This is a genomic window from Pseudomonas sp. (genome assembly GCF_002796985.1).
Lineage (GTDB): Bacteria > Pseudomonadota > Gammaproteobacteria > Pseudomonadales > Pseudomonadaceae > Pseudomonas.
In genome coordinates this window covers 367,534-382,686 of sequence record NZ_PEKX01000002.1, presented here as the reverse complement: position 1 = coordinate 382,686, position 15,153 = coordinate 367,534, and the positions used below count along the sequence as shown (strand labels likewise).

At 65.0% G+C, this 15,153-nt stretch carries 14 protein-coding genes; all 14 read right to left on the bottom strand.

From position 1 onward, the window contains the following. Positions 1-77 precede the first annotated feature (77 nt). The 14 genes from ltaE to CTR55_RS02080 all read right to left on the bottom strand — a co-directional run bounded on the left by ltaE (position 78) and on the right by CTR55_RS02080 (position 14,533). Positions 78-1,082, bottom strand: coding sequence for a low-specificity L-threonine aldolase (gene ltaE / locus CTR55_RS02145; protein WP_296283895.1), 1,005 nt, complete (start codon positions 1,080-1,082; stop codon positions 78-80). Positions 1,083-1,249: 167 nt separating this feature from the next. Further along, positions 1,250-2,242: a succinylglutamate desuccinylase gene (astE, locus tag CTR55_RS02140; protein WP_296283894.1), complete on the bottom strand. Its 993-nt coding sequence runs from the start codon at positions 2,240-2,242 to the stop codon at positions 1,250-1,252. A gap of 50 nt (positions 2,243-2,292) precedes the next feature. Next, entirely contained in the window at positions 2,293-2,574 is a 282-nt protein-coding gene (locus CTR55_RS02135; protein ID WP_296283893.1) for a GTPase, read from the bottom strand. A gap of 9 nt (positions 2,575-2,583) precedes the next feature. Next, positions 2,584-3,930 carry an N-succinylarginine dihydrolase gene (gene astB, locus CTR55_RS02130; protein ID WP_296283892.1) on the bottom strand — a complete coding sequence of 449 codons (1,347 nt, stop codon included), beginning with the start codon at positions 3,928-3,930 and terminating at the stop codon, positions 2,584-2,586. Continuing rightward, on the bottom strand, positions 3,930-5,396 hold the full coding sequence (astD, locus tag CTR55_RS02125) for a succinylglutamate-semialdehyde dehydrogenase (protein ID WP_296283891.1): 1,467 nt from the start codon (positions 5,394-5,396) through the stop codon (positions 3,930-3,932). The genes astB and astD overlap by 1 nt, the downstream gene beginning before the upstream one ends. A 25-nt stretch (positions 5,397-5,421) precedes the next feature. Further along, positions 5,422-6,441: an arginine N-succinyltransferase gene (gene astA, locus CTR55_RS02120; RefSeq protein ID WP_296283890.1), complete on the bottom strand. Its 1,020-nt coding sequence runs from the start codon at positions 6,439-6,441 to the stop codon at positions 5,422-5,424. An 11-nt stretch (positions 6,442-6,452) separates the two neighbouring features. Beyond that, on the bottom strand, positions 6,453-7,469 hold the full coding sequence (gene aruF / locus CTR55_RS02115; protein WP_296283889.1) for an arginine/ornithine succinyltransferase subunit alpha: 1,017 nt from the start codon (positions 7,467-7,469) through the stop codon (positions 6,453-6,455). Positions 7,470-7,628: 159 nt separating this feature from the next. Continuing rightward, positions 7,629-8,849: an aspartate aminotransferase family protein gene (locus tag CTR55_RS02110; protein WP_296283888.1), complete on the bottom strand. Its 1,221-nt coding sequence runs from the start codon at positions 8,847-8,849 to the stop codon at positions 7,629-7,631. Between the two features lie 436 nt (positions 8,850-9,285). Next, entirely contained in the window at positions 9,286-10,269 is a 984-nt protein-coding gene (gene argR, locus CTR55_RS02105) for a transcriptional regulator ArgR (RefSeq protein ID WP_296283887.1), read from the bottom strand. Positions 10,270-10,303: 34 nt separating this feature from the next. Next, a complete protein-coding gene (aotP, locus tag CTR55_RS02100; protein ID WP_017517948.1) occupies positions 10,304-11,068 on the bottom strand; it encodes an arginine/ornithine transport ATP-binding protein AotP in 765 nt (254 codons plus the stop codon). Between the two features lie 17 nt (positions 11,069-11,085). Further along, on the bottom strand, positions 11,086-12,198 hold the full coding sequence (locus tag CTR55_RS02095) for a succinylglutamate desuccinylase/aspartoacylase family protein (protein ID WP_296283886.1): 1,113 nt from the start codon (positions 12,196-12,198) through the stop codon (positions 11,086-11,088). Positions 12,199-12,208: 10 nt separating this feature from the next. Next, entirely contained in the window at positions 12,209-12,907 is a 699-nt protein-coding gene (locus tag CTR55_RS02090; protein ID WP_296283885.1) for an ABC transporter permease, read from the bottom strand. A 16-nt stretch (positions 12,908-12,923) separates the two neighbouring features. Beyond that, complete coding sequence (locus CTR55_RS02085) at positions 12,924-13,613, bottom strand: ABC transporter permease (RefSeq protein ID WP_296283884.1); 690 nt, start codon at positions 13,611-13,613, stop codon at positions 12,924-12,926. A 140-nt stretch (positions 13,614-13,753) separates the two neighbouring features. Continuing rightward, a complete protein-coding gene (locus tag CTR55_RS02080; RefSeq protein ID WP_296283883.1) occupies positions 13,754-14,533 on the bottom strand; it encodes an ABC transporter substrate-binding protein in 780 nt (259 codons plus the stop codon). Positions 14,534-15,153: the final 620 nt, after the last annotated feature.

The following is a 15,153-nucleotide window of genomic DNA, read 5'->3' as shown; positions in this document are numbered from 1 at the left end:
GCCGCATTATATCGGCCCCGCATCAAGGTTGTAGTGTCTTTGCGCGATAGTTAACCCCTATCGCGCAATAATTTCTGTCAGGAACGACGAAAGGCGGCAAAAGCTTCGACGATGTGCGGAATATCAGCGCTTTTCACATCAAGGTGGGTGACCAGGCGCAAACGCGCCGCCGGGCTGACGCGAATGCCGCGCTTGGCCAGATGCTCGCCCAGGGCGCCGGCCTGCTCGCCAATGCCGACATACACCATGTTGGTCTGCACCGGTTCGATGCTGTAGCCCAACTCGGCAAGGCTACGGCCCAGCGCTTCGGCATTGGCATGGTCCTGGGCCAGGCGCTCGACCTGATGGTCCAGTGCATACAGCGCAGCTGCCGCGAGGCCGCCGGCCTGGCGCATGCCGCCGCCGACCATCTTGCGCAGACGGCGCGCGCGGCCGATCAGCTCGGCATCGCCGCAGAGCACCGAACCCACCGGCGCGCCGAGCCCCTTGGACAGGCACACCGAAACGGAGTCGAAGTGGCGGGTGATCTCACGGGCGTCCACGCCCAGCTTCACCGCCGCGTTGTACAGGCGCGCGCCGTCCAGGTGCAGCGCCAGGCCACGACGGCGGGTCATCTCGCGCGCAGCGGCGAGGTAGGTCAGCGGCAGGACCTTGCCCTGCATGGTGTTCTCCAGCGCCAGCAGGCGGGTGCGGGCGAAGTGAAAATCGTCCTGCTTGATCGCCGCCTCGACCTTGGCCAGGTCCAGCGAGCCGTCGGCTTCGCCATCGATGGGCTGCGGCTGGATGGAGCCCAGCACCGCGGCGCCACCGCCTTCATATTTATAGGTGTGCGCCTGCTGGCCGACGATGTACTCGTCGCCCCGACCGCAGTGGGCCATCAGGCCGAGCAGGTTGCTCATGGTGCCGGTGGGCACGAACAGCGCGGCGGCGAATCCCAGGCGCTCGGCCAGGGTCGCTTCCAGGCGATTCACCGTCGGGTCTTCGCCGTAGACGTCATCGCCCAGCTCGGCCCGCGCCATCGCCTCGCGCATACCGGCGGTGGGCAGGGTCACGGTGTCGCTGCGAAGGTCGATGATGGACATGGCAAGGCTCCTCGGGCATCAGGCGGAAAGGGCCGATGCTAAGCGCTCGCCAGTGGCGGAACAAGGGTTGGAACAACTGCAGGAGCGAGCTTGCTCGCGAACGCATTTCCGGCGGCAGCGTCGGGCGGTTCGCGAGCAAGCTCGCTCCTGCGAAGAGCAAAAAGCGCTCAGAGTTCGGTGGGAACCACCAGTATGCCGGCGCGCAAACCGTTCTTCACCCGCGGGTTGGGGAAGATGATCCGCGCGCCCTGCTCTTCGACGATCCAACGGGTGCCGCCGATGTCCTCCGCGAGCAGGAAGCCGTGGTCCAGTTCGGTGAAGTTGTCCACCGCATCGTCCAGGTGCAGGCGGAAGTGGTCGCTGTGCTTGATCACTTCGCGGGAGACCGCGAACAGCTGCAGGCCGTCGAGCTGCGCGCCGTCCGTTTCCTGCCCGCTGATCACGCCCTGCAGCATCGTTTCCAGGCGATCCAGGTTTACCGCCTGGTTCTGCCCGAACGGTCGGGCCTTGCCCAGCTCCAGAGTGAACGCCTCGGCGCCCAGGTGGCTGTAGGTATAAGCACTGAAGGTGATGCCCGGCTTGCTTTGCAGCAGCACCGCATCGATGCCGGCGCCGCGCAGGCGCGCCAGTTCCTCGCGGGAGTGCTCGCGGCCGCTAGCCCAGGGATAGAGCGCAAACTGCTCGATCTTCGAGCCACGGATGGCCGTGTGCAGGTCGTAGTGCAGGCGGGGTCGCCCTTCACGGGCGAAGAAGGCGGCCGCCAGGCGCTCCAGCTCCGCCGCGCGCAGGGCCTCGTTGCCGCTGCCCTCCTCGTGGCGACCGCAGAACAGGCGGTTGATGTCCTGCTCCAGGTAGCGCTCGCCCCGGCGCATGGCCTCGGGATTACCGAGCAGGAACAGCACACGCACCGATGGCTTCAACTCACCACGGGCGATGCTATGCACCAGGCGGTCGAGCAGTTCGATGGGCGCAGTCTCATTGCCATGGATGCCTGCCGAGAGCAGCAGATCGCGACCATTGTCGCGGGCCACCGGCGGAGTGATTTCAAGGGCGCCTTCAGCCAGCCAGTGCAGACGGGTGCCGTCCGCGGTGAGCTGAATCTTTTCCGTCGGCTCACGGCCGGCGAGGGTCAATTCGAGCAGTTTGCCCAGAGCTAGCATGCGGACGCCTCCATCATTCCCCGCAGCCGGAGCGGCCGCGGACTCCGCGATCAGTGGTGGTGGTCACATCCACAGTCTGGACCATGTTCGTGGACTTCGGCGGCTTCCAGCTCGAGGCTCAGGCCCAACTGGTTCACGGCCTGCGGGCGCACCACCAGCAGCGGGATCTCGGCGTCGTCCTCAGCGGAGTCGGCGTAGATCACCAGACCGCCCTTGCCGTCGGCCTCCAGCCACAGCTCGCGGCCTTCCAGGCGGATGGCCAGGCGCGCGGTGTGGGTCTCGCGGCGCTCGCCCTTGTTGTCTTCGAGAATCAGCGGGAGGCTTTCGGTCATGTCAGTTACTCAAATCTGCTGGAAGGGATAAACCGAGCCCAGTTTAAGGATCTGGCTCAATTCATCCAACGCCGTCCGGCACTCGACCAGCAATTGCGGATCGGCCAGGTCGGTTTCGGCCAGGCGATCGCGGTAGTGCTTGTCGACCCAGGTGACCAGGGTGTCATGCAGGGTCGGGGTCATGATCACGCCCGGATTGACCGCCGCCAGCTCGGCGTCGTTCAGCGCCACGCGCAGGCGCAGGCAGGCGGGTCCGCCGCCGTTCTGCATGCTCTGTTTGAGGTCGAATACTTTCACCTCGCGGATCGGGCCCTCCTCGGCGGTCAGGCGCGACAGGTAGCTCCACACGCGCTCGTTCTTGCGGCACTCTTCCGGGACGATCAGCAGCAGGTTGCCGTCGGCACGGGTGAGCAACTGGCTGTTGAACAGGTAGGACTTCACCGCGTCCTCGACGGTGACCTGGTCGCGCGGCACGCACACGGCACGGAAGCGACCGCCACGGCGGCCCAGCTTGTCGTGCAGTTCGGCGAGCACGCGTTCGGTGTCGAGGAAGGCGTCTTCGTGATGGAACAGCACTTCGCCGTTGCCGACCGCGATCACATCGTTGTGGAACACGCCCTGGTCGATCACTGCCGGGTTCTGCTGCGCGTAGACCACGCCGTCATCGCTCAGCCCGTGCAGGCGGGCGACCGCCTGGCAGGCTTCCAGGGTCTGCCGCGCCGGGTAGCGCTGCGGTGCCGGGAAACGGCTGTCGAAGGCGCTGCGGCCGAACACGAAGAACTCGACGCCGGCTTCGCCATAGGACTTGCAGAAGCGCGTGTGGTTGGCCGCGCCCTCGTCGCCGAACTGGGCGACTGCCGGCAGAGCGGCGTGGTGGGCGAAGTGCTGCTCGTCGTTGAACATCGCCGCGAGGATGCGACTGGTCTGCGGATGTTCGATGGAGCGATGGAACTTGCAGTTCAGGTTGGCGGCAGTGAAGTGCACGCGGTTATCCGCGGTGTCTGCGCTGGGGCTGACGGTGGCGGCGTTGGCGGTCCACATGCAGGACGCCGAGCTGACGGCAGCGAGCAGTGGCATGGCCTCTTTCGCAGCCTTGGCGATCACTTCGGCGTCGGAGCCGGAGAAGCCCAGGGCGCGCAACGAAGCGATGGCCGGGCGTTCCTGCGGGGCGAACACACCCTGCTTGAAGCCCATTTCCATCAGCGCCTTCATCTTCGACAGGCCCTGCTTCGCCGCTTCACGCGGATTGGACGCCGCCTGGCTGTTGCTCTGCGAGGCGACGTTGCCGTAGGACAGCCCACCGTAGTTGTGGGTCGGCCCGACCAGCCCGTCAAAGTTCATCTCATAGGCGGTCATTACAGGCTCACTCCCGGAGTCAGGGTTGCAGGCAGGCTCAGGCTGTCGCTTTCCAGCGAGGCGACCGGGTACGCGCAGTAGTCAGCGGCGTAATAGGCGCTCGGGCGGTGGTTGCCGGAGGCGCCGATGCCGCCGAACGGCGCGCTGCTGGCGGCACCGGTCAGTTGCTTGTTCCAGTTGACGATGCCGGCGCGGCTCTCGATGAGGAAGTCCTCATAGCGCTCGCGGGAGTCCGACAGCAGGCCGGCGGCGAGGCCGTACTGGGTGGCGTTGGCTTCACGCACGGCAGCGTCGAAGCCTGAGTAGCGGATCACCTGCAGCAACGGGCCGAAGAACTCTTCGTCCGGGCGCTCGCTGACAGCGGTCACGTCGAGGATGCCGGGGGTCAGCAACGCAGCGCTGGCCAGCGGCTGGGTCATCGCCAGCAGCGGCTTGGCGCCCTTGGCCAGCAGTTGCTCCTGGGCCTTGATCAGGTGCTGCGCGGCGGCCAGCGAGATCACCGAGCCCATGAAGGGCGACGGTTGTTCGTCGAAACGGCCGACCTTGATGGTCGAAGCCACGGCCACCAGGCGCTCGATCAGCGCATCGCCCCAGGCGCCCTGCGGCACCAGCAGGCGGCGAGCGCAGGTGCAGCGCTGGCCGGCGGAAATGAAGGCGGACTGGATGATGGTGTAGACGGCAGCATCCACATCCTTCACTTCATCGACGACCAGCGGGTTATTGCCGCCCATTTCCAGCGCCAGGATCTTCTGCGGACGACCGCCGAACTGGCTGTGCAGCAGGTTGCCGGTGCGGCTGGAGCCGGTGAAGAACAGGCCATCGATATCGTCGTTGCCAGCCAGTGCCATGCCGGTATCACGGGCGCCCTGCACCAGGTTGATCACGCCGGCGGGAATGCCCGCCTCGATCCAGGCCTGCAGGGTCAGCTCGGCGACCTTCGGGGTCAGCTCGCTGGGCTTGAACACCACGGCGTTGCCCGCCAACAACGCTGGCACTATGTGGCCGTTGGGCAGGTGGCCGGGGAAGTTGTACGGGCCGAACACGGCGACTACACCATGGGGTTTGTGGCGCAGCACGGCGGTGGCGTCGGCCAGCGGGCCGCTCTTCTCGCCAGTGCGCTCACGGAAGGCCTGAACCGAGATGGCGACCTTGTTGACCATGCTGGTCACTTCGGTGGCGGCTTCCCACAGCGGCTTGCCGGTTTCCTCGCCGATGGCGCGGGCCAGTTCCTCGGAGCGGCCCTTGAGGGCAGCCGCGAAGCTTTCCAGCACGGCGATGCGCTCTTCCACCGGGCGACGGGCCCAGGCCGGGAAGGCATAGCGTGCGGCGGCGACGGCGGCGGCGACCTGCTCGGCCGAAGCCGCGCGGCCGGACCAGACCACGGCCTGGCTGACCGGGCAGAGCGATTCCAGCGGCTCGCCTTCGCCCGCCAGCCACTGGCCGGCAATGTAGTGGGTATTCATCATCAGGCTCCCCTGACGCCGGGCGGCGTCAGTTGCGTTTTCCGGAGAGGGGCACCGCGCGGACCGAAGCCCCGGCGGACAGGCGCAGGCGCTTGGCGGTCTGCGCATCGACCACCAGCGAGCCGGCGGCCACGCGCGCCGGCGCCGCGGTGATGCGGCACTCCTCGCGCTTGCGGTTGTGAATCAGGTAGGGCTCGGCGTCGTCGCCCGGCGTGCCGATGGCCAGCACCAGCGTCTGACTGTCGGCGATGGCGCGAATCTTCTCGGTCGGCGCCTCGATGGCCGGGCCTGCGTCGAAGATGTCGACGTAGCCCTGGTAGCTGAAGCCCTCGGCCTTAAGCATGGCCAGCGCCGGTTCGGTGTGCGGATGCACACGCCCGATCACCTCGCGCGCATCTTCGGAGAGGAAGCAGGAATAGAGCGGGAACTTGGGCATCAACTCGGCAATGAAGGCCTTGTTGCCCACACCGGTCAGGTAGTCAGCCTGGCTGAACTCCATCTTGAAGAAGTGCCGACCCAGGCTTTCCCAGAATGGCGAGCGGCCGTCTTCATCGGACATGCCGCGCATCTCGGCGATCACCTTGTCGCCGAACAGCTCGCGGAATTCGGCGATGAACAGGAAGCGCGCCTTGGACACCAGCCGACCGTTCAGGCCGGTGCGGTGGTCGGCATGCAGGAACAGCGAGCACAGCTCAGACTGCCCGGTAAGGTCGTTGGCCAGGAACAGCGTGGGAATCTCGCGATGGATGCCCAGCTCCTGGGAGGCGCTGACAGTCAGGCCGACGCGGTAGTTGTACCAGGGCTCGCGCAGGCCGACGGCGCCGGCCACGGCGGAGATGCCGACGACCTTGCCTTCGTCGTTCTCCAGCACGAACAGGTAGTCGGCGTCAGCGCGCTCGGCTTCGCCACGGAAGGCCTTCTCGGCCCAGTTCACGCGGTGCTGCAGGCGCTGCTCATTGGCTGGCAGCGTGGTCAGGCCGGTGCCGGTGCTGCGCGCCAGGTCAAAGAGAGCCGGCAGGTCGGCGCTGGTTACGGGACGGACGATCATGCTCTCTCCCCTCAGATCGCAACCAGGCGCACGCTGGCGCCCTCGCCGATGCCCAGGGCTTCGGCGGTTTCCTGGTTCAGGGTGACGGGCTTGCCCGGTACCCAATCGAGTTCCGCGACGATGGCGCGGAAGTCCTGCAGTTGGCCGTTGGTGACCAGGTAGCCGCGGTTGCCCTTGCCGCCCTCGCCAATGCGCACCGGCACCTGCCGGCTCTGCGCAATGGAACGAATGCTGCTGGTGCGCGCGTGCAGCGCCGGGCCACCATCGAAAATGTCGACGTAGTTGTCGGACTCGAAGCCGTCGCGCATCAGAATGTCGAAGGTGATCTGCGCACGCGGATGCACCTGGCCCATGGCCTCCTGGGCATCGTCCGGCAGCAGCGGCACGTAGATCGGGTAATGCGGCATCAGCTCGGCGAGGAAGGTACGGCTCTTCAGGCCCGAGAGCTTCTCGGCCGCGCTGTAATCGAGGTCGAAGAAGTTGCGCCCGATGGCGTTCCAGAACGGCGACTCGCCCTGCTCGTCGCTGTAGCCGACGATCTCCACCACCACCGCGTCGGCGAAGCGCTCCGGGTGGCTGGCCATGAACAGCAGGCGACCACGGGAATTCAGCTCGGCGATCGGCGTGTTCACCAGGTCGCGCTCGACGTAGAAGCTGGTCAGCAGGCTGTTGCCGGTGAGGTCATGGCACAGCGAGAGGACGTGAATCTTGTTGTGGATCTTCAGCTCGCGGGAAGCGTGCACGAAGGTCTCGTTGCGGAAGCTGTAGAACGGTTCGGAGAAGCCGGCCGAAGCGACGATGGCCGAGCAGCCGACGAGGCGGCCGGTCTCACTGTCTTCGAGCACGAAGAAATAGCTTTCCTCACCGTTGAAGCTCACTTCGGCGGCGAACGAGGCCTCCGAGGCGAGAATCTTATCCCGCAGGCGTTCCGCGTCGTCCGGCAGCGACGTGACGCCGACCGGGCTATCCGCGGCGAGACGCTGCACTTGCTGCAGGTCGGCCACTTGGGCGGGGCGCATCACCAGCATGGCGTCACTCCTCTAACCAGACAAAAGTTCGTGATTCTTGATTCATGGGCGCGACACAGCCGTGCCGCACACATCAGGGCAATTCGAAGAACTGGCCGGGACAATCCGGCCGGTCAGACGGCGAGGCACGGGCCTCGCCGGTTCAGCGTAGCCGGGGGATCAGCCGCGGGTCAGCTTGGCGATGGCGCGCTCGAGACGGTCCAGACCTTCATCGATGTCCGCGTCCGGGATCACCAGGCTGGGGGCGAAGCGCACCACGTCCGGGCCGGCCTGCAGGATCATCACGCCCTCCTTTTCGGCGGCGTTGAGCACGTCCTTGGCCTTGCCCTTGAAGGCATCGTTGAGCACCGCACCGATCAGCATGCCCATGCCGCGAACCTGGGTGAAGATGCCGTACTCGGCGGCGAGCTTCTCCAGGCGCACCTTGAAGCGCTCGTGCTTGGCTTTCACGCCTTCGAGCACTTCTGGGGTGTTGATCACGTCGAAGGCCGCACCGGCAACGGCGCACGCCAGCGGGTTGCCACCGTAGGTGGTGCCGTGGGTGCCGACGACCAGGTGTTCGGCGATCTTCGCGGTGGTCAGCATGGCGCCGATCGGGAAGCCGCCGCCCAGGCCCTTGGCGCTGGAGAGGATGTCCGGGTTCACGCCGTAGTACTGGTGGGCGTAGAGGTAGCCGATGCGACCGAAGCCGCTCTGCACTTCATCGAAGATCAGCAGCGCGTTGTTCTCGTCGCACAGCTTGCGCACGCCTTCCAGGTACGCCTGATCGGCCGGCAGAACACCGCTCTCGCCCTGCACCGGCTCGATGATCACCGCGCAGGTCTTGTCGGAGATGGCCGCCTTCAGGGCTTCCAGGTCGTTGAACGGGATGTGGGTGATGCCTTCGACCTTCGGGCCGAAACCATCGGAATACTTGGCCTGGCCACCGACGTTGACGGTGAACAGGGTGCGGCCGTGGAAGCTGTTGACCATCGAGATGATCTCGAACTTCTCGGGGCCGTAGACGTCATGGGCGTAGCGGCGCGCCAGCTTCAGCGCGGCCTCGTTGGCCTCGGCGCCGGAGTTGGCGAAGAACACGCGCTCGGCGAAGGTGGCGTCGATCAACTTCTTGGCCAGGCGCAGGGCCGGCTCATTGGTGAAGACGTTGGAGACGTGCCAGATCTTGCCGGCCTGCTCGGTCAGCGCCTGCATCAATGCCGGATGACCATGCCCCAGGGAGCTCACCGCGATGCCGCCGGCGAAGTCCACTAGCTCTCGGCCGCTCTGATCCCAGACTCGCGAGCCTTCGCCACGCACCGGAATGAACGCTGCCGGCGAATAGTTGGGAACCATGACCTGGTCGAAGTCGGAGCGTTGGACCTGAGCTTGCGGAGCGGACATCGGTGTTCTCCTGCCTGGTTGAGGCGGCTATCGATGAATGGATTGTAGGGACGAACAGCGGGCCGTCATTGCCGCCATGCGACAACTTGTTATAGCGCCAACCCGCGAATTGCCGAGGCTTACGAAAATGCGACAGAAAGCGTCGGGAAGGCGCAGTGTAAGGCCTGCGGTCTGCTGCGGGTACACGCGAGCGTGGAATTTGTTCGCTCGGCGAACGGGGGAAAAAGGAATAAGGCAGGAAGGGCATTCGCTGTAGGAGCGAGCTTGCTCGCGAACCGCTTTACACCGGCACATTCGGCAAGATCGTTCGCGAGCAAGCTCGCTCCTACAAAGGACAGTGCAGTAGGGCGCATAACGCGCCAGCGTTATCCGCCCTACCCGCATCGGCGGATAACCTGTTCCAGGTTATTCGCCCTACGGGGCATTCTCGGCTGGATCAGCCGCGCTCGGCGACCACCGGGGCAGCCTCGGCGACGCTCTGGCCGCGGCGCTGGTTGCGATCTTCGCGCGGGGTCACGCCGAAGAAGTTGCGGTAGGCGCTGGAGAAGTGCGGACCGCTGGAGAAGCCGCAGGACAGGCCGATCTGGATGATCGACTTGCTGGTCTGCATGAGCATCTGCCGCGCGCGGTTCAGGCGCAGCTCCAGGTAGTACTGGCTGGGCACGCGGGTCAGGTACTGCTTGAAGATGCGCTCCAGCTGGCGGCGCGAGACGCACACGTGCTGGGCGATTTCGTCGGTGGTCAGCGGCTCCTCGATGTTCGCCTCCATCAGCAGCACCGCCTGGGTGAGCTTCGGATGGCTGGAACCGAGGCGGTTCTTCAGCGGAATGCGCTGGCGCTCGGAGCCTTCGCGGATGCGTTCGACCACCAGCTCTTCGGATACCGCGCCCGCCAGTTCCGCGCCATGGTCGCGGGACAGCACGGCCAGCAGCAGATCGAGCACGGCCATGCCGCCGCAGGCGCTGAGGCGATCACGATCCCACTCGAACAGGTGATTGGTGGCGATGACCTTGGGGTAACGCTCGGTGAAGTCGTCATGCCAGCGCCAGTGCACGGCGGCGCGGTAGCCGTCGAGCAGGCCCAGCTGCGCCAGCGGGTAGATGCCAGCAGACAATGCGCCGATGCTTACGCCACTGCGCGACAGTTGCTTGAGCACGGCAGCCAGCGGCGCGGGCACCGTCTGCGGAATCTCGTCGGCGACCAGGAAGATGCGCTGGCACTGCTCCAGCACGCCGTTCCAGGCCTGCCCAGGCAGACGCCAGCCCTCCGCCTCAGCGACCGTCTCGGCGCTCATGAACACCGGTTCGTAGAGCGCTTCGGGGTGCAACCGGCGGGCGGCCCGCAGGGCCTCCTCGGCCAGCGCGAGGGTCAGCGCCCGCGTGTGCGGCCAGAGGAGGAATCCGATGCGTTGTGCGGTCATGCGGCTAGATCACCAGGCGACGGTAACAGACAGCTTACTTCAAGCTGCCGGAAAGGAACTGCTTGAGGCGGTCCGATTGCGGATTGGCCAGGACTTCCTTCGGGCAGCCCGCCTCTTCCACCAGGCCCTTGTGCAGAAACACCAGCTGATTGGAGACCTCGCGGGCGAAGCCCATCTCGTGGGTCACCACCACCATGGTGCGGCCTTCCTGGGCCAGGTCCTGCATCACCCGCAGGACTTCGCCGACCAGCTCGGGGTCGAGCGCCGAGGTCGGTTCGTCGAACAGCATGACTTCCGGCTCGACCGCCAGCGCACGGGCGATGGCCACGCGCTGCTGCTCACCACCGGACATGTGCGCGGGGTAGGCGTCCTTGCGGTGCGCCACGCCGACTTTCGCCAGGTAGTGCTCAGCCTTTTCCAGCGCCTCTTTCTTCGACACGCCCAGCACGTGGACTGGCGCTTCGATGACGTTTTCCAGGGCGCTCATGTGCGACCACAGGTTGAAGTGCTGGAACACCATCGACAGGCGCGAGCGCATGCGCTGCAGCTGCTTGGCGTCGGCAGCCTTGAGCGCGCCGTCCTTGTTCGGCACCAGCTTGAGCTCTTCGCCGTTGAGCAGGATCTTGCCGGCGTGGGGCTGCTCCAGCAGGTTGATGCAGCGCAGGAAGGTGCTCTTGCCCGAGCCGGAGGAGCCGATGATGCTGATCACGTCGCCCGCTTTCGCCGCCAGGGAGACGCCCTTGAGCACCTCATGGGTGCCGTAGCGCTTGTGCAGGTCCTGGATTTCCAGTTTGTACATGGTGTCGGTTCTCGAATTCAGTCGTTGATCAGCCGGCCCTTGCGGAACGGCTCACGCCCGGCCACCTTGGCCAGCCAAAGCCCCGGCTGGGCGTAGCGCCCACGCTCGATGGCGAACAGCACACCGGATGTCCCGGCGCGAACGGTGCTGACCTGGTCGTTCAGCGGGTCGACCACCTCGAACAGTGCATCGCCCTTCTCTACCCACTCCCCCGCCTTGCGCAGGAAACTCACCACGCCAACGTGGGGTGCATAGAGGTATTCGGTGCCTTCGAAGGGCATGCCTTCGCAGCAGTCGGCCGGGGCGGCCGGCCAGTCGCCGGCGATCAGGCCCTGCTCGGCGAGGAAGCCGAGGATGGCTTCGGCGTTGGCCTGCGCCTGATCGACGCGGGTATCGCCCACACCGCCCAGCTCGACGGTGGTCGCCAGGCACGCCAGCGGAATCGCCGCCTGCGGGAAGGCCTGCGCCAGGCGCAGCCAGGGCAGCGAACAGGATTCGTCGAAGGAACTGCCGCCGGAATCTTCGGCAAGCAGAGCGACGCCAGCTTTCAGACGCGCTGCCAGCGACTTCCAGCGCGGCCAGTGCTGCGGGATCGCGTAGACGTGGATGGCGGCGTCGAAGTCGCAGTGCAGGTCGAGCACCACTTCGGCGTCGCAGGCGTGGCGCAGCAGGATGCGCTGCATGCCCTGCAGCTCGGACGAGGCCGGCGGCAGCGCGTCGAGGCCATCACGCATGGCCTGGCGGATCAGCGCGACGTTGGCGGCTTCGTCGGCACCCAGCTTGTCGCCGACACGCTCGGCAACCAGAGCGCTGAGCTCAACGAACTCGCGATTGAAGTTCTTCCCGCTGCCGAACTCGAAACGGCCCAGGTGGCTGGCCTGCAGGGTCTGGCCCAGGCCGATGGGGTTGGCCACCGGCACCAGTTCGACGACGCAATTCAGTTGCCCGCGCGATTCCAGGTCTGCCAGGCGCTGCTTGAGCTCCCAGGCGGTGCGCATGCCCGGCAGCTCGTCGGCGTGCAGGCTGGACTGGATGTAGACCTTGCGCGAGCCCTTGCCATAGCGGAATACGCTGAGGCGGCGTTCGCTACCCAGGCTGCTCCACGGCAGCAGATGATCGATACGTTCCACGGTCTTTTCCTCAGTGCTTGCGCGGCGCGAGATAGGCCAGCCAGCGGCGCTCGGCCAACTTGAACAGGCGCACCAGGGTGAAGGTCATGATCAGGTAGAAGATGCCGGCGGTAATGAAAGCCTCGAACGGCAGGTAGTACTGCGAGTACACCGTGCGCGCGGCGCCGGTGATGTCCACCAGGGTGACGATGGACGCAAGGCTGGTGGTCTGCAGCATCATGATCACTTCGTTGCTGTACTGCGGCAGCGCCCGGCGCAGGGCCGAAGGCAGCAGGATGCGGCGGTACATCTTCAGGCGCGACATGCCCATGGCCTTGGCCGCTTCGATCTCGCCATGCGGCGTGGCGCGAATGCTGCCGGCGAGAATCTCGGCGGTATAGGCACTGGTATTGATGGCAAAGGCGGCGCAGGCGCAGAAGGTGGCGTTGGACAGCAACGGCCACATCGCACTTTCACGCACTGCCTCGAACTGCGCCAGGCCGTAATAGATGAGGAACAGCTGCACCAGCATCGGCGTGCCGCGGATGACGTAGGTGTACAGCCACGCCGGCAGGTTCACCGCGGGGTTCTTCGAGCAGCGCATCAGCGCCAGCGGCACCGCCGCGAGCAGGCCGAAGAACAGCGAGATCGCCAGCAGCTTGAGGGTCACCAGCAGGCCGCTGAAGTAGAGCGGCAGGCTGTCCCAGATGACGGAGTAATCAAAGATCATGCGAGGGCTCCCTGACTCAAAGCTCGGCGACTTTCACGCCGACCGAATAGCGGCGTTCGAGCAGGCGCAGCAACACCAGGGAAACGCTGGTGACCACCAGGTACAGCGCTGCCACGGCAAGGAAATAGGTGAAGGGTTCGCGGGTCGCGTCCGAGGCCTGCTTGGCCTTGAACATCATGTCCTGCAGGCCGACCACGGAGATCAGCGCAGTCGCCTTGACCAGCACCAGCCAGTTGTTGGTGAAACCGGGAATGGCCAGGCGGATCATCTGCGGCACCTGGATGCGGAAGAACACCTGCAGCGGGCTCATGCCGTAGGCGAAGCCAGCCTCGCCCTGACCCTTCGGGATCGCCATGAAGGCGCCACGGAAGGTCTCGGACAGGTAGGCGCCGAAGATGAAGCCCAGGGTGCCGACGCCAGAGGCGAAGGGATTGAGATCGATGTAGTCGTCATAGCCGACCATCGGCGCAACCCAGTTCACCGCGGCCTGGCCGCCGTAGAAGATCAGCAGGATCAACACCAGGTCCGGTACGCCGCGGATCACGGTGGAATAGAGGTCACCGCACCAGGCCAACCATTTCACCGGCGACAGGCGGATGGCCGCGCCGAGCAGACCCAGCGCGATCGCCAGAGCCATCGACAGCAAGGACAGCTGAAGCGTCAGCCAGGCACCATCGACGATGGTGGCTCCGTAGCCATTGAACATAGTTTCGCACCTCTAGACCGGACGCCGCCCGCAACCACACGGACGCTGCAGGGCGAGCACGGAGTCGCGCCTCAGCCCCAATAAAAAAGTGGCACAAACTTCAGGAACAGGCCCGGGTTTGCGCCACTTCTGGACGTGGATCAGTTCTCGCCGTAGACGTCGAACTTGAAGTACTTGTCCTGTACTGCCTTGTACTTGCCGTTGGCGCGAATACCGGCGATGGCCGCGTTGAATTTCTCGGCCAGGGCGGTATCGCCCTTGCGCACGGCGATGCCGGCGCCACCACCGAAGTACTTCGGATCGTTGTATTCCGGGCCTACGAAGGCATAGCCCTTGCCGGCGTCGGTTTTCAGGAAGCCGTCGTCGAGGTTGACCGAGTCAGCCATGGTCGCGTCGATGCGGCCGGAAACCAGGTCCATGTTGGCTTCGTTCTGCGAGTTGTAGCGCACGACTTCGATGCCGGCCGGGGCCAGGACGTCAGTGGCGTAACGGTCGTGAGTCGAGGCGCGCAGGACGCCAACCTTCTTGCCCTTGAGGTCGACCAGCGGGTCGTTCAGGGTCACGCCTTCCTTCATCACGAAGCGCGCAGGGGTGTGGTAGTACTTGTTGGTGAAGTCGACGGACTTCTTGCGCTCGTCGGTGATGGTCATGGACGAGAGGATGGCGTCGATCTTGCGAACTTTCAGCGCCGGGATCAGGCCGTCGAATTCCTGCTCGACCCAGGTGCACTTGACCTTCATTTCTTCGCACAGGGCGTTGCCGATATCGACGTCGAAACCGGCGAGCTTGCCGTCGGGAGTCTTGAAGGAGAAAGGCGGATAACCGGCTTCGATACCGATGCGAACCGGCTTGTCGTCAGCATGGGCAACCAGGGAAAGCGCGGACAGGGCCAGCGCACCGAGAAGTGCAAACTTCTTCATCAGTAACTCCTTCGAGGGTAGGTCTTCGATGGCAGGAGAAAGGGGTTGGCCCAGGCTGCCCGTGCAGAAGTGAAGGTTATTGTTCGTCTGCGCATTGCCGGTGTGATTCTTGTGAAAAGCACACCTACCGGGGTGAGCGGCATTCTAGCGACAGCCCCGGAGCGGTTATTTCTTCAATGCGACAAGTAATTATAGAAGCGCTGGAGACAAGGCTCCGGCGGCTTGACGGCGCGGATTTTACGTGATTCGAAAGCAGGTAGTAAAACCCAATTTACTTGCAGTAATTGGGCCACAAATATCAGCCCCCAGCCTCCGCGCGGGGTGCGCGATATTGACTCATTCCGAGGGGACAGAAAAGACGCACCAAAGCTGTGCGAATTGTTTCCTGTCGCCTCATTTTGTCGCAGGGAAATGTTACCGGTGGGCAGGAAGCACACTGTAGGAGGACGTTGTCCGCGACCCACCGGCAGGGCCGGCGTCTGCTTTGACTCCGGTGTTGGCTTGTTGCTTCGAGTTGAGGGTTTCTGCACCGCTTTGGCGTGCACGCGAGCTTCGTGTTTCGCCCCCTCGGGCGAGTTACTTTCTCAAACGCCAGAAAGTAACCAAAGGGCTTGCCCCTG